We start from the raw sequence: 14,803 nt of genomic DNA, 5'->3' as shown, positions 1-14,803 counted from the left end.
AGTTGAGCGGTTATATTGCGCGAGTGCCAGCCCTACCGACGCCGCCGGCCCCTGCCCCGTTGCGCTTCGGCGCCAACCACGTGCCCTCGTCCGGCTGGTTCTACTCCTGGCTCGACTTCGACGCCGACCAGATCGCCCGGGACTTCGACGACCTGGTCGGCCTCGGCCTCGACCACGTACGGATCTTCCCGGTCTGGCCCTGGATCCAGCCCAACCGCTCGCTGATCCGGTCCTCGGCGGTCGACGACGTGCTCACCACCATCGACCTGGCCGCCGCCCGCGGGCTCGACGTCTGTGTCGACCTGGTCCAGGGCCATCTGTCCAGCTTCGACTTCCTGCCCTCGTGGGTGCTCACCCACCACCGGCGGTCGGTCTTCAGCCACCCCGAGGTGCGCGCGGGCCTGCGCACCTACGTCAACACCCTCGCCGGCGCGGTCGCCACCCGGGACAACGTCTTCGCGCTGACCCTCGGCAACGAGGTGAACAACCTGTGGCCGGCCAACCCGACCACCATCGCCGACTCGCGCGCCTGGGCCCAGGAGCTCCTCGAGACCGCCCGCGAGGCCGCCCCCGGCCTGCTCTGCCTGCACTCGCTCTTCGACGACGCCTTCTACGCGCCCGACCACCCCTTCGGACCCGCCGACGTCACCACGCTCGGTGACCTCAGCACCGTGCACTCCTGGGTCTTCAACGGCGTCGGCGCGATCGACGCGCCCCTGGGCCCGGCGACGCTCACACACGCCGACTACCTGGTCGAGCTGGCCGCTGCGTACGCCGCCGAGCCGGGGCGCCCGGTCTGGCTCCAGGAGGTCGGCGCTCCCCTGCCGGAGATCGGACCGGAGAGTGTGCGCGAGTTCGTCACCGGCACCGTCGACCACGTCGCGCAGAACCCGGCCCTGTTCGGCATCACCTGGTGGTGCTCCCACGACCTGGACCGATCGCTGGTCGACTTCCCCGAACGGGAGTACGACCTCGGTCTCTTCACCGTCGACCACCGGCGAAAGCCGGTCGCCGAAGCGCTCGCCGCGGCGATCGCCGAGCACGGCGGCCCTCGCCCCGAACCGGTCGCCCGTCAGCTGATCGAGTGCCCCGTCGACCTCGTTCGCGAGCCCGAGCGCCGTGCCGAGGTCGCGCCGGGCAGCGACTTCCACCGCGCCTGGGTCGCGGCCCGGGTCGAGGGGCCGGTCGAGATCGTCCCCCCGCGGGCCTGACCCGAACCTCAGCGAGCCGAGTACGCCACCCGGCGGTCGGAAGCCTGGCTGCGCTTCCACGTACGGAAGCTGTCCTCGTTGTTGCCGCGGCGCCAGTAGCCGGAGATCGACACGTCGCCGCGCGGCACCCCACGGTCACGCAGAAGGTAGGGCCGGATCCGCTGCATGGTGACCTCGGCCTCGCCGTGCACGAAGGCGTGCACCCGTCCGATCAGCCAGGGCAGCTCGCACACGACGGACTCCAACGGCGGATCGACGGTGGCGTCCAGCCAGCGCACCTCGACCCCGGCCGGCGCCTCGACCTGCTGGAGATGCTCCGCGGAGGGCACCTCGATCACCGCGTAGCCCACCGCGTCGGCCGGCAGCGCAGCCAGCGCCGCCCGGATCGCGGGCAGGCCGGACTCGTCGCCGACGAGCAGGTGCCAGTCGGCGGCCGGGTCCGGAGCGTACGTCCCGCCCGGCCCGCGCACGGTGAGCACGTCGCCCGGGCCGGCCGTCGCCGCCCACCGGCCGGCGACACCCTCGTCGCCGTGGTGCACGAAGTCGACCGCGAGGGTCCCCTCGGCGACCGAGGGGTCCAGCGCCGTATAGGTGCGACAGACGCTCGTGCCGTCGCCGACCGGGATCTCCAGGCGCACGAACCGGTCGGTGCACACGCTGCCCTCGAACGCGGAGAGGTCCTCAGCACGGAGATGGACGCGGGTCATCCCAGCACTGAGACGCCGGGTCGAGGTGACCACGACCCGCGTCTCCGGCTTTGTCTCCGGCTTCACCGCGCGAAACATGAGGGGAGCCTAACCTAATTTCCGAGAAATGCAGATGAGGGCCCGCGGACTGCCCTAGAGTTGCGCCGTGCTCTACTCCGCCGGGTTCGAGTTCGAGTATGCCCTGGTGACGGAGTCACCCGACGTAGGCGCGGGCACGTTTCGCGACACGGGCGTCTTCCATGACTTCGGGGATCTCGACTTCGACACCCTCCAACGCGCCCTTGCCGACGGCTCCGGCACCACCGACGACAACCTCGTCCGCGGCGACCTCGGGATCAAGAGCGGCTACTGGTATCTCGAGGGAGACGAGCGCTTCGACGTCGACGGCACCTTCACCTCGATGCTGGTCAAGGGGGTGGAGATCCGCACCCCGATCTGCTCGAGCACCACCGAGGCCGCCGACCGGCTGATCGATCTGCAGGACGACCTCTCCAAGCGCCTCACTCCCCTCGGCCTGCACCTGGGCATCGTCGGCTTCAACCCGGTCCGTGAGGCGTACGCCCTCGAACCGCCGCTCAACGAGTGGGAGCAGAAGATGCGGGCCGAGCATCGTGAGTACGACCACGCCGAGGTCTCCAACCTGAGCTACGGCCCCGACATCAACCTCTCCTTCCCCGATCTGTCCGCGGACCAGGTCGTCGAGGTGACTCGCCGGCTGACCTACTACAGCCCCTTCATGGTGCCGTTCAGCTTCAGCTCGCCGTTCCACGCCGGTCGGGTCTGGCGCGGGCCCAGCAAGCGCACCTACGAGCGCACCTGGCGTCGGGTGGCCGCGCGTTGCTTCGTGGACCCGTCCGCGGGCGCCGAGCCCACCATGGTCCACCCACCGCGGATCCCGCGCGAGGAGGGACGCATCGAGTTCAAGGCCTTCGACGCCTTCCTCTCCCGCGACCTGCTGCTCGCCGGGGCGGCACTGACGCTCGGCGTCTGCCTCGCCGAGGACCTGCCGGGTCTTGCCGACAGACCCAGCCGCGACCTGCATCAACGCTCCGCGACCGACGCGTTCTCCGACCCCGAGATCGCCGCCGGCGCGCGTGAGGTGCTCGCGGCCGCTCACCGCGCGCTGGCGGGCATGCCGGAGGCCGTCCACCTCGACCCCCTGGACCGGTTGCTGAGCGCGGGGCGCACCCCAGCCGATAGCCTCCTGGACGCATATTCGCGCACAGGCCTGATGTACCTCCCGGAAGGACTTCGTTGACTGATCTCCCCGCCGACCTGACCGCTGAACTTCTCGTAGAGGCCGACGTGGCGATCTGCGGAGCCGGCCCGATCGGCGCCGCGACAGCCTATTTCCTGGCGCGGATGTCACCGGAGCTGCGGATCGTGGTGCTCGGCGACGATCCGGACGACGACCCCGGCCACGTCTCCACCTACCGCTACTCGGGCGGCAGCATCCGCTGGACCTGGGCCGACCCGGTCAAGCGGGAGATGACCACCGAGACCGCCGAGTTCGTGCAGGGCCTGCTCGCCGAGGGCGTCGACCTGGCCGCGATCGAGAACACCTACCACCTGCTCCACACCGGCGAGCACATCCCGGCGCTCAACATCTCCGCGACCCGACTCGTCTCCCACCTGCTGGAGCGGGCCTCCGACGCCGGGGCACAGGTCATCCCGGGTGCGGTCGTCGAAGGCGTACGTCCTGACGGCTCGGGCCACCTGGTCGAGACCGCACGCGGCACGATCCGCGCGGAGCGGGTCCTGTTCGCGCTCGGCGCCGCCAACGCCCGGCTCTTCCCGCAGAGCGAGGCCGAGCTCGAGAAGCGCCAGCTCTTCGTGCTCGACCTCCCCGTCCCTCCCGAACGGGAGCGGATGCCGCACACGATCGTGCCGGTCGGCGAGGGCTTCGGCTACGCCTTCGTGAAGTCGGTCGAAGGGCACCTGCGGGTGCTGGTCGGCCAGGAGGACATCGTCGAGGACGACGACCTCAGCGGCCCCGTCGACCACTGGGAGACCCTGCTCGATCGTGGCCTCGCGGCCGCACTCCCCTGGCTTCGCGACGCCAAGGTCGAGCAGATCCTGTGGGGTGTCGACATCGCCCAGAAGAAGCTGGTTCTCGACGAGCCCGCGCCCGGCCTGCTCCTGGCCGGATGTGGCAGCTCGGTCCGCTCCTCGGCCTGGCTGGGACGTACGCTCGCCGAGCGCCTCGCGGCTTAGCCGTCGAGCTCGGCCCGGGTCGGCGGGTTGGCACCGGCGCGCGAGACGGTGACCGCCGCCGCCCGGACGCCGTGGGCGAGCACCTCGCGCCGGTCGCGCCCGAAGTCGTCCCAGAGTGCGTCGACGAGGCCCGCGGAGAAGGTGTCGCCGGCACCGATGGTGTCCACGACCGTCACCGCCTGAGCCGCCACGTCGATCCGCTCGGACGCGGTGATCCAGCTGGCGCCGTCGCCGCCACGGGTCACCGCGACCGCACCGGCACCGAGCTCGAGCAGCCGCGCGGCCGCCTTGTCGAGCCCCACCCCGGGGTAGAGCGTCTCCAGGTCCTCGTCGCTCGCCTTGACCACGTCGGCGTACGCCGCCGCCCGCTCGATCCGCGAGACGACCTCCTGGCCGGTTCCGGTCAGCGTGGGTCGCATGTTGATGTCGTAGAGGACACGGACGGAGTCGGGCAGCCCGTCGAGCAGCGCGAAGACCGTCTCGGCGCCCGGCGAGAGCACCGGTGAGAGCGAGCCGATGTGGACGAACCGCGGCGTCCCCACCGCGATCTCGCCGAGCTTCCACTCCAGGTCGAAGACGTACGTCGCCGACCCGTCGGCCGTGATGGTGGCCTGCGCGGTCGAGGTGCGGGCCAGCACGTGCGGGTCGCACGCCATCCGGACCCCGGAGCCGGCCAGGTGGGCGGCCAGCGCCTGCCCACGCGCGTCGTCGGCGTAGGAGGCCGCGTAGCGCACCGGACGGCCGAGCCGACCCAGCGCGACCGCGACGTTGGCGCCGCTCCCGCCGGGGTGGTCCCTGGTCACGCCATCGGCTGTCGTCACCACGTCGACCAGAGCCTCACCTACCACCAAGACGTCAGCAGCGGCATTGTCACGATCCAGGCTGGTCACGGCGGCAGATTAGCAACTCGACGTACGAACGAATTTTCCGGGGTTGACCAGCAGAAACCGCCTACTGTCCAGTAACCCACCGCGGATGGGCAGCCGCTCTCGACCCCGTGCGACCATTGAGGATGTGACCGAACAATCCACCGAGACTGCTGGTGGTCCGCAGGGCCCGACCCCCGCCCAGCCGACCGTAATCCACGAGGGTCTACCGACCCAGCTTCCGGACATCGATCCCGAAGAGACCAGTGAGTGGCTCGGCTCGTTCGACGCGATGCTCGAGTCGAGCGGACGCGAGCGAGCCCGCTACATGATGCTGCGTCTGCTGGAGCGAGCCCGAGAGAAGTCCGTCGGGGTCCCCGCACTGCGCAGCACCGACTACATCAACACCATCCCCTCCGACCGCGAGCCGTGGTTCCCGGGCGATGAGGACATCGAGCGACGCATCCGGGCCTTCATCCGCTGGAACGCCGCCGTGATGGTCTCCTCCGCCAACCGCAAGGGCCTGGAGGTGGGCGGCCACATCGCCACCTACCAGTCCTCCGCGAGCCTCTACGAGGTCGGCTTCAACCACTTCTTCCGCGGCAAGGACCACCCGGGCGGCGGCGACCAGGTCTTCATCCAGGGCCACGCCTCCCCCGGCATCTACGCGCGTGCCTTCCTCGAGGGCCGGCTCAACGAGGAGCAGCTCTTCCGCTTCCGCCAGGAGGTGCAGCACGGCGTCGGCCAGGGCATCTCCTCCTACCCGCACCCGCGCCTCATGCCCGACTTCTGGGAGTTCCCGACGGTCTCGATGGGCCTGACCGGGATCAACTCGATCTACCAGGCGCGATTCAACCGCTACCTGCAGAACCGCGGCATCAAGGACACCTCCGACCAGCGGGTGTGGGCCTTCCTCGGCGACGGCGAGATGGGTGAGCCCGAGTCGCTCGGCGCCATCCGCGTGGCCGCCCGCGAGGAGCTCGACAACCTGGTCTGGGTGATCAACTGCAACCTGCAGCAGCTCGACGGCCCGGTGACCGGCAACGGCAAGGTCATCCAGGAGCTGGAGTCCAACTTCCGCGGCGCCGGCTGGAACGTCATCAAGGTCATCTGGGGCCGCGAGTGGGACCAGCTGCTCGCCAAGGACGTCGACGGCGCCCTGGTCAACAAGATGAACTCCACTCCCGACGGCCAGTTCCAGACCTACTCGGTCGAGACCGGTGCCTACGTCCGGGAGAACTTCTTCGGCTCCGACCCGCGCCTGCGCAAGATGGTCGAGCAGATGAGCGACGAGCAGATCCGCAAGCTTCCCCGCGGCGGCCACGACTATCGCAAGGTCTACGCGGCCTTCGATGCGGCCACCAAGACCGTCGGGCAGCCGACCGTCATCCTGGCCCACACCATCAAGGGCTGGACGATCGACGCTCTGGAGGGCAAGAACGCCACCCACCAGATGAAGAAGCTGACGATGGCGGACCTGAAGAAGTTCCGCGACCGCCTGCTCCTGCCGATCTCCGACAAGGAGCTCGAGTCGACCTACGAGCAGACCGGCGCGGCGCCGTTCTTCAACCCGGGTCCGGCATCGGCCGAGATCGAATACATGATGGAGCGCCGCAAGCAGCTCGGTGGCCCGCTCCCCCAGCGCCGGGTCGAGTTCAAGCCGCTCACCCTGCCGGGCGAGAAGGTCTACTCCGAGCTCAAGCAGGGCTCCGGCAAGAACAAGATCGCCTCCACGATGGCCACCGTCCGGCTCCTCAAGGACTGGATGCGTGACCCGGAGATCGGCAAGCGGATCGTCCCGATCGCGCCCGACGAGTACCGCACGTTCGGCATGGACGCGATGTTCCCGAGCGCGAAGGTCTACAACCCCGGCGGCCAGCAGTACGAGTCGGTCGACCGGAAGTTGTTGCTCTCCTACAAGGAGTCCGCGCAGGGCCAGCTCCTGCACGAGGGCATCTCGGAGGCGGGGGCTCTGGCGTCGGCGACCGCTGCCGGCACGGCGTACGCCACCCACGGCGAGCCGATGATCCCGTTCTACATCTTCTACTCGATGTTCGGGTTCCAGCGCACCGGCGACTCGATCTGGGCGATGGCCGACATGATGGGCCGCGGCTTCCTGGTCGGCGCCACCGCCGGTCGCACCACGCTGACCGGTGAGGGTCTCCAGCACGCCGACGGCCACTCCCCGCTGCTGGCGGCGACGAACCCGGCGGTCGTGCACTACGACCCGGCCTTCGCCTACGAGGTCTCCCACATCATGCAGAGCGGCCTCGAGCGGATGTACGGCTCGACCGAGGAGCACCCGCACGGCGAGAACGTCATCTTCTACCTGACCGTCTACAACGAGCCGGTCAGCCAGCCCAAGGAGCCCGACAACGTCGACCTCGAGGGCATCCTGAAGGGCATCCACCAGGTCTCGACCGCCGAAGGAGACGGCCCGAAGGTCCGCCTGCTCGCCTCCGGTGTCGGCTTCCCGTGGGTCGAGGAGGCTGCCCGCATCCTCGAGGAGGACTGGGGCGTCAAGGCCGACACCTGGTCGGTCACCTCGTGGAACGAGCTCGCCCGCGACGCCATCGACGCCGAGCAGTGGAGCCTCAACCACCCCGGCGAGACCCCGCGCACGCCGTACGTCACCGAGAAGCTCTCGGCGACCAACGGTCCCGTCATCGCGGTCTCCGACTACATGCGGGCCGTCCCGCTGCAGATCGCCCGCTGGGTGCCCGACGACTACCGGGTCCTCGGTGCCGACGGGTTCGGCTTCGCCGACACCCGCCCGGCCGCGCGTCGCTTCTTCCAGATCGACGCCGAGTCCGTCGTCGTCCAGGCCCTCCAGGCACTGGCCGAGGCCGGCGAGATCGACGCGTCGTTGGCGAAGAAGGCCTTCGACACCTACCGCATCGACGACCCGACGGCGACGAAGGGCATCATGCAGGAGGGCGGAGACGCCTGAGCGTCTGTCCGTCAGGTCGGGGGCTCGGAGCGAGAAGTTCCGGGCCCCCGGCCGCATCTCCAGGTGGAAGGATCAGCAGTGTGACCAATCAGGCGACCCTCGATACGCGTCGGCGGACGGCGACGGCGTTGCGACGCGCGACCGGCCGGCTGGCGACGGCCGCCACGTCGCGTATGGACGACGCGATGCCGTGGTTCAAGGACCTCTCCGCGAAGAACCGCTCCCTCGTCGGCCTGATCGTCCAGGCAGGCATCAAGGAGTTCGTCGGCTGGTACGGCGGCGGCGCCTCGGCCGACACCGCGAAGCCCGACCTGGCCGCGTCGATGTTCGGCGTCGCGCCTCGTGCGCTGACCGGCATCATCACGCTCCAGCAGACCGTCGACCTCGTCCGCCTCTCCATCGAGGTGGTCGAGGCCAACATCGACCACCTCCTCGGACCCGAGGACGCCGCCGACGTCCACGAGGCGATCGGCCGCTACGCGCGTGAGGTCGCCTTCGCCACGGCCGAGGTCTACGCCCGCGCCGCCGAGCAGCGCGGCGCCTGGGACGCCCGGCTCGAGGCCCTCGTGGTCGACGCGGTCCTGCGTGCCGAGACCGACGAGGTCGTCCTCTCCCGGGCCAGCGCGCTCGGCTGGGACGCCGACCTGCCGCTGTGCGCGGTCCTGGGCCACGCCCCCGACGGCGTCCGCCTCGACGCCGCCATGGAGGAGGTACGCCGCCGCGCCCGCGCCCACGACCTGCACACCCTGTGCGCGGTCCAGGGTGACCGCCTCGTCGCCCTGCTCGGAGGTATCGACGACCCCCTCGAAGCCGCCGAGCGGATCGCCGACCTGTTCGCCGACGGCCCCGTCGTGGTCGGACCGGTGGCGGCCGGGCTCGCCACCGCCGCGGAGTCCGCGCGGGCCGCGCTCTCCGCCTACCGGGCCGCGCCCGGCTGGCCCGACGCGCCACGCCCGGCACGCAGCCAGTCGTTCCTGCCCGAGCGTGCCCTGGCCGGCGACGCGTGGGCCCACCGCTACCTGATCGAGAATCTCTATCGGCCGCTGGTGGAGGCCCGCAGCACGCTGATCGAGACCCTGGCGGCGTACTTCGCCGCCGGAGGTGGCCTCGAGGCCACCGGTCGCACGCTGTTCGTGCACCCCAACACGGTGCGCTATCGGCTCAAGCAGGTCGCGGAGCTCACCGGGTTCCTGCCGACCGACTCGCGCGACGCTCTCGCCCTGCAGGTCGCCCTGATTCTGGGCCGGCAACAGGACCACTGAGGCCGACAGCGAGGCAACTTGTAGAACCCCTACAAGATTGCGCGATAGATATTCGTTGCCACTGAAGGTGAACCGACACCCCTCCAGACGGGAACATCGTTGCGTGCTCGTCATTGTCGCCCCAGGACAAGGTGCTCAGACACCAGGATTCCTCACCCCGTGGCTGGAGGACCCCGCTTTTGCCGCTCGTATGGAGTGGCTCTCAACCGTCGCAGGCATCGACCTGATCGACTACGGCACCAATGCCGACGCAGAGACCATCCGCGCCACCGAGATCGCCCAGCCGCTGCTGGTCGCCACCGGCCTGGTCGCGGCGCTCCAGCTCTTCCCGCAGCCCGCGGACGCCTTCTCCAAGATCGGCGCCGTCGCCGGCCACAGCGTCGGTGAGATCACCGCCGCCGCGGGCGCGCGCGCGATCAGCGCGGAGCAGGCGATGGTGCTCGTCCGCGAGCGGGGCAAAGCCATGGCCGACGCCGCCGCGAAGACGCCGACCGGCATGACCGCGGTCCTCGGCGGTGTCCGCGAGGAGGTGCTGGCCGCGATCGAGAAGCACGGCCTCACCCCCGCCAACGACAACGGCCCGGGCCAGATCGTCGCCGCCGGCACCCTCGAGCAGCTCGAGGCCTTCGCCGCCGATCCTCCCGCCAAGGCCCGGCTGATGCCGCTCAGCGTCGCCGGCGCCTTCCACACCAAGCACATGGAGCCCGCCGTCGGTCACCTCGCCCGGTTGGCCCAGAGCGTCTCGACCCACGACCCGCGCACCCGCCTGATCAGCAACAAGGACGGCCAGATCGTCCACGACGGCGCCAAGGCGCTGGACCGGATCGTCGGCCAGATCGCCAACCCGGTGCGCTGGGACCTCTGCCTCGACACCATGTCCGACATCGGCGTGACCGGCATCTTGGAGATGCCGCCGGCTGGCACCCTGACCGGGATCGCCAAGCGTGCCCTCAAGGGTGTCGAGACCTTCGCCCTGAAGACTCCCGACCAGCTCGAGGACGCCCGCGCGTTCGTCGAGAAGCACGGCGAGGCCAACCCGATCGAGACCACGCCGACCTGGCGGATGGTCGTCTCCCCGTCCAAGGGCACCTTCAAGCTCTCCGAGACCGTGTCCGGGATCGACGTGATCCCAGCCGGCGCCGAGATCGGCGCCATCGCCAGCCTCCGTGACACGATTGCGATCACCTCGGCCCACGGCGGCGAGGTCATCGAATGGCTCGTCGAGGACGGCGACCTCGTTTCCCCCGGTCAGCCGCTGCTGCGTCTGCACCCGACAGGAGTCCAGCACTCGTGATCTCAGCCCCGACAGGTTCCCCGCACGCCCGCATCCTCGGCGTAGGCGGCTATCGCCCGACCCGGGTGGTCCCCAACAGCGAGATCGTCGACCTCATCGACTCCTCCGACGAGTGGATCCGCACCCGTTCCGGCATCACCGAGCGTCGCTGGGCGGGCGAGGAGGAGACCGTGCAGATGATGTCGGTCGCCGCCTCCCGCAAGGCGCTCGAGCACGCCAAGATCGACATCGACCAGATCGACTGCGTCATCGTCGCCACCGTCAGCCACCTGCGCCAGACCCCCGCGGTCGCCGCGCTGATCGCCGACGAGCTCGGCGCCGACCACCCGGCTGCCTTCGACGTCTCGGCGGCCTGCGCCGGCTTCTGCCACGGCATCGCGATGGCCAGCGACTTCGTACGCGGCGGCAGCGCCCGTCACGTGCTCGTCATCGGTGTCGAGCGCCTCTCCGACATCACGAACCCGCACGACCGCGGCACCGCCTTCATATTCGCCGACGGCGCGGGCGCCGCTGTCGTGGGCCCGAGCGAGGAGCCCGGGATCGGTCCGGTCGTGTGGGGTTCCTCGGGCGACAAGGCCGACCACATCCAGACCCCCGACTGGTTCGAGGCGAACGAGGCCAAGGAGACTCCCTGGCTGACGATGCTGGGCAACCCCGTCTTCCGCTGGGCCTCCTACGCCATGGCCAAGGTCGGTCAGGAGGCGCTCGACAAGGCCGGCATCACGGCCGACAAGCTCGACTGCTTCGTCCCGCACCAGGCCAACATGCGCATCGTCGACGCCCTGGCCCGCTCCATGAAGCTGCCGGAGTCGGTCAAGATCGCCCGCGACATCGCCACCATGGGCAACACGTCGGCCGCCTCGGTCCCGCTTGCCCTTGAGCGGATGATCGAGGAGGGTCAGGCTGAGTCGGGCGACACCGCCCTGCTCATCGCGTTCGGCGCCGGACTGGTCTACGCAGCCCAGGTCGTCGTCGTTCCGTAGTCCCGCACCACCCCAGAGTTTCACCACACAGAAATCCGAGAGGAAGCACCACACATGGCCACCACCGAAGAGATCCGCTCCGACCTCGCCGAGATCGTCAACGAGGTCGCCGGCATCGATGTCGACGACGTCCAGCTCGACAAGTCCTTCGTCGATGACCTCGACGTCGACTCGCTGTCCATGGTCGAGGTCGTCGTCGCTGCCGAGGAGAAGTTCGGCGTATCCATCCCCGACGACCAGGTCAAGAACCTCAAGACCGTTGGCGACGCGGTGAGCTTCATCGAGAAGGCTTCCGCGAACGCCTGACGCGCCCCGGCGGCTCGGCCAACCCTCCCAGGCCGAGCCGCCGGACCTGCTTCACCTGACCCAACGCGCCAACACCTCACACGGAGAGCACATGAGCAGCCGCACCCGAGTCGTCGTCACCGGACTTGGCACCACCAACCCGGTAGGCGGAGATGTAGCCACCACCTGGGATGCCTTGATCGCCGGCCGCTCCGGCATCCGCGAGCTCACCGAGGAGTGGGCCCAGGACCTTCCCGTACGCATCGCCGGCCGTGTCGCCGTCGAGCCGTCCGAGGTCCTGGAGAGGGTCAAGGCCCGACGCCTGGACCGCTCCGCGCAGTTCGCCGTGGTCGCCGCGGCCGAGGCCTGGAAGGACGCCGGCTTCGAGGGCACGGCCACCGAGGCCGGACTCGACGGTGAGCGCCTCGGTGTCGCTGTCGCCACCGGTATCGGCGGCGTCACCACCCTGCTCGACAACTACGACACGCTCCTGGCCAAGGGGCCGCGCCGGGTCAGCCCGCTGGCCGTCCCGATGCTGATGGCCAACGCCTCGGCAGCCAACATCTCGTTGATCTACGGCGCCCGTGCCGCGGCTCAGACCCCGATCTCCGCCTGTGCCTCCGGTTCCGAGGCGATCGCCCTGGCCGCCGACCAGATCCGTCTGGGCCGCGCCGACGTCGTGCTCGCCGGTGGCACCGAGGCAGCGATCCACCCGCTGCCGATGGCCGCCTTCGCCAACATGATGGCGCTGTCCAAGACCGCCTCTGGCCCCGACGGTGGCGACCCGACCGCGGTCAGCCGTCCCTGGGACACCGGCCGCGACGGCTTTGTGCTCGGTGAGGGCGCCGGCATCGTCGTGCTCGAGACGCTCGAGCACGCCCAGGCCCGCGGCGCCCGGATCTACGCCGAGGTCCTCGGCTCCGGTGTGACCGCCGACGCCCACGACATCGCCCAGCCCGACCCCGAGGGTCGTGGCGGCAGCCGCGCCATCAAGCGCGCGCTCGAGGACGGCGACATCGACCCGAGCACCATCGTCCACGTCAACGCCCACGCGACCTCGACCCCTCAAGGCGACATCGCCGAGGGCCTGATGCTCCACGCCACCCTCGGCAACCACGTCGAGAACGTCGTGGTCACCTCGACCAAGTCGATGACCGGCCACCTGCTCGGTGGGGCCGGGGCTCTCGAGACCGTCGCGACCGTCCTGGCGATCCACCACCGCCAGTCGCCGCCGACGATCAACCTCGACAACCTCGACCCCGCGGTCGAGCTCGACATCGCCACCAAGGCCCGCGACCTGCCGGTCGGCGACATCGCGGCCCTCAACAACTCCTTCGGTTTCGGTGGCGCGAACGTCGCGGTCGTCTACGGAAGCATGTAGGCCATGTCCGGCCGCCAGGACACCGGCTGCGCGCCGCCCAGCGTGCTCCCTGGCGGCGTTGTCGCCGCTCGAAAGAACCCCACTCTGCCGTCGCGACGAGGTCTGAACGACGTGGCCTGTGCCAGCGCTCACGCTGGACGACGCGCGCTCGGCGCCGATCGACAGGACATGGCCTGATGACCATCACCGCCCCCGCACCTGCTCCCGCGGGGAAGCAGAAGCTTCCTCGCGACCAGGACCCCCGTCACCCGCTGACCCGCCTCCGGGCGCTCTTCGACGAAGGCACCGCCCAGCTCATCTCCCCCGACGACGAGTCCGGCATGCTGGCCGCCGTCGGCGAGGTCGACGGCACACGGGCGGTCGCCTTCTGCTCGGACGCCACCGTCATGGGCGGCGCGATGGGCGACCTCGGCTGCCGCGTGGTCGTCGACGCCTACCACCGTGCGATGACCGACGGCATCCCGATCATCGGCCTGTGGCACTCGGGCGGTGCCCGGCTGGCGGAGGGCGTACTCTCCCTGCACGCGGTCGGCCGCATCTTCCACGCGATGACGCAGGCCAGTGGCAAGATCCCGCAGATCTCGGTCGTGCTCGGCCCGGCCGCGGGCGGCGCCGCCTACGGTCCGGCCCTCACCGACGTCGTCATCCTCGGCCCCGAGGGCCGCATCTTCGTGACCGGTCCCGACGTCGTACGCTCCGTCACCGGCGAGGACGTCGACATGCTCCGCCTCGGTGGGCCCGAGCCGCACGGGCGCCGCTCCGGCGTCGTGCACATCCTCACCGAGTCCGAGCGCGAGGCGCTCGACAAGGCCCGCACGGTCACCTCACTCCTCGGCTCCCAGGGTGGCCTCGACGTCGCCGCGGTCGAGGACAAGGACCTCGCCGAGCAGCTGCCCGAGTCGAAGAAGCGCGCCTACGACGTGCACCCGCTGGTCGAGAACATCCTCGACGAGGGCACGGCGCAGGAGCTGCACGCTCGCTGGGCCCCCAACATCGTCACCGCGCTGGGTCGCTTCGGCGGCCGCACCGTCGGGGTCGTCGCCAACAACCCGCTGCGGCTCGGCGGCTGCCTCGACTCCCTCTCCGCGGAGAAGGCCTCCCGGTTCGTACGCCTCTGCGACGCCCTCGGCGTCCCGCTGATCGTCGTCGTCGACGTCCCCGGCTACCTGCCGGGCGTCGGCCAGGAGTGGGACGGGGTCGTACGCCGCGGCGCCAAGCTCCTGCACGCCTTCGGGGAGTGCGTAGTACCTCGGGTCACCCTGGTGACCCGCAAGACCTACGGTGGCGCCTACATCGCCATGAACGCCCGTTCGCTCGGCGCCACCAAGGTCTTCGCCTGGCCGGGCGCGGAGGTCGCGGTCATGGGCCCGGTCGCCGCGATCCGCATCCTGCACCGCCGCAAGCTCGCCGAGATCGCCCCCGACCTCCGTCCTCAGGTCGAGGCGGAGCTCGCGGCCGAGCACGAGCGCCTCGCTGGCGGTGTCGACAAGGCTGTGGAGATCGGTGTCGTGGACGAAGTCATCGAGCCGTCGGCGACTCGCGGAGCGATCGCGGCCGCCTTCGAGGAAGCGATCCAGACCGTCGGCGTTCGCCGCGGGGCTCACGGCAACATCCCACTCTGACCGACACCGTTCAGACACAGACTGAGGC

At 70.2% G+C, this 14,803-nt stretch carries 12 protein-coding genes; 10 read left to right on the top strand and 2 right to left on the bottom strand.

Annotation, left to right across the window (positions count from 1 at the left end; genetic code table 11):
- Window positions 1-23 precede the first annotated feature (23 nt).
- A complete protein-coding gene (locus ACFU7D_RS04200) occupies window positions 24-1,211 on the top strand; it encodes a glycosyl hydrolase (protein WP_378863727.1) in 1,188 nt (395 codons plus the stop codon).
- A gap of 8 nt (window positions 1,212-1,219) precedes the next feature.
- Here the strand turns inward: ACFU7D_RS04200 and ACFU7D_RS04195 are convergent, their stop codons facing one another.
- The gene (locus ACFU7D_RS04195; RefSeq protein WP_378863724.1) at window positions 1,220-1,996 is read right to left on the bottom strand and encodes a siderophore-interacting protein; all 777 of its coding nucleotides are present in this window, start codon (window positions 1,994-1,996) and stop codon (window positions 1,220-1,222) included.
- 67 nt (window positions 1,997-2,063) lie between these two features.
- On the opposite strand from ACFU7D_RS04195, the gene ACFU7D_RS04190 reads away from it, so the two are divergent.
- A complete protein-coding gene (locus tag ACFU7D_RS04190) occupies window positions 2,064-3,176 on the top strand; it encodes a glutamate-cysteine ligase family protein (RefSeq protein WP_378863721.1) in 1,113 nt (370 codons plus the stop codon).
- Complete coding sequence (locus ACFU7D_RS04185) at window positions 3,173-4,132, top strand: NAD(P)/FAD-dependent oxidoreductase (protein ID WP_378728591.1); 960 nt, start codon at window positions 3,173-3,175, stop codon at window positions 4,130-4,132. Before ACFU7D_RS04190 ends, ACFU7D_RS04185 begins: the two co-directional genes overlap by 4 nt.
- On the opposite strand, the gene ACFU7D_RS04180 is transcribed toward ACFU7D_RS04185, so the two are convergent.
- Complete coding sequence (locus ACFU7D_RS04180; protein WP_378863718.1) at window positions 4,129-5,022, bottom strand: carbohydrate kinase; 894 nt, start codon at window positions 5,020-5,022, stop codon at window positions 4,129-4,131. The genes ACFU7D_RS04185 and ACFU7D_RS04180 overlap by 4 nt on opposite strands.
- 85 nt (window positions 5,023-5,107) lie before the next feature.
- Here ACFU7D_RS04180 and aceE point away from each other — a divergent pair, with 85 nt between their 5' ends.
- The 7 genes from aceE to ACFU7D_RS04145 all read left to right on the top strand — a co-directional run bounded on the left by aceE (window position 5,108) and on the right by ACFU7D_RS04145 (window position 14,775).
- The gene (gene aceE, locus ACFU7D_RS04175; RefSeq protein WP_378863715.1) at window positions 5,108-7,948 is read left to right on the top strand and encodes a pyruvate dehydrogenase (acetyl-transferring), homodimeric type; all 2,841 of its coding nucleotides are present in this window, start codon (window positions 5,108-5,110) and stop codon (window positions 7,946-7,948) included.
- 80 nt (window positions 7,949-8,028) lie between these two features.
- Complete coding sequence (locus tag ACFU7D_RS04170) at window positions 8,029-9,210, top strand: PucR family transcriptional regulator (protein ID WP_378728588.1); 1,182 nt, start codon at window positions 8,029-8,031, stop codon at window positions 9,208-9,210.
- A gap of 103 nt (window positions 9,211-9,313) precedes the next feature.
- Window positions 9,314-10,504 (top strand): acyltransferase domain-containing protein, encoded by a 1,191-nt coding sequence (locus ACFU7D_RS04165; protein WP_378728587.1) that lies wholly within the window; start codon window positions 9,314-9,316, stop codon window positions 10,502-10,504.
- Window positions 10,501-11,487 (top strand): beta-ketoacyl-ACP synthase III, encoded by a 987-nt coding sequence (locus ACFU7D_RS04160; RefSeq protein WP_378863712.1) that lies wholly within the window; start codon window positions 10,501-10,503, stop codon window positions 11,485-11,487. The genes ACFU7D_RS04165 and ACFU7D_RS04160 overlap by 4 nt, the downstream gene beginning before the upstream one ends.
- A 54-nt stretch (window positions 11,488-11,541) precedes the next feature.
- Window positions 11,542-11,793 carry an acyl carrier protein gene (locus ACFU7D_RS04155; protein WP_378728586.1) on the top strand — a complete coding sequence of 84 codons (252 nt, stop codon included), beginning with the start codon at window positions 11,542-11,544 and terminating at the stop codon, window positions 11,791-11,793.
- Between the two features lie 91 nt (window positions 11,794-11,884).
- Entirely contained in the window at window positions 11,885-13,153 is a 1,269-nt protein-coding gene (locus ACFU7D_RS04150; RefSeq protein ID WP_378863709.1) for a beta-ketoacyl-[acyl-carrier-protein] synthase family protein, read from the top strand.
- Between the two features lie 176 nt (window positions 13,154-13,329).
- On the top strand, window positions 13,330-14,775 hold the full coding sequence (locus ACFU7D_RS04145) for an acyl-CoA carboxylase subunit beta (protein ID WP_378863704.1): 1,446 nt from the start codon (window positions 13,330-13,332) through the stop codon (window positions 14,773-14,775).
- Window positions 14,776-14,803 lie beyond the last annotated feature (28 nt).

The organism is Nocardioides sp. NPDC057577 (assembly GCF_042801335.1).
In the GTDB taxonomy this organism is placed as follows: Bacteria; Actinomycetota; Actinomycetes; order Propionibacteriales; family Nocardioidaceae; genus Nocardioides.
Note: the sequence above shows the minus strand (reverse complement) of the source record. Positions and strands in the feature narration are given on the sequence as shown.

Bases quoted from the DNA above. Each gene is read 5' to 3' on its own strand.
- ACFU7D_RS04145 (WP_378863704.1), top strand. From the start codon at position 13,330: ATGACCATCACCGCCCCCGCACCTGCTCCCGCGGGGAAGCAGAAGCTT.
- ACFU7D_RS04155 (WP_378728586.1), top strand. From the start codon at position 11,542: ATGGCCACCACCGAAGAGATCCGCTCCGACCTCGCCGAGATCGTCAAC.
- ACFU7D_RS04195 (WP_378863724.1), bottom strand. From the start codon at position 1,996: ATGTTTCGCGCGGTGAAGCCGGAGACAAAGCCGGAGACGCGGGTCGTG.
- aceE (WP_378863715.1), top strand. From the start codon at position 5,108: ATGGGCAGCCGCTCTCGACCCCGTGCGACCATTGAGGATGTGACCGAA.
- ACFU7D_RS04150 (WP_378863709.1), top strand. From the start codon at position 11,885: ATGAGCAGCCGCACCCGAGTCGTCGTCACCGGACTTGGCACCACCAAC.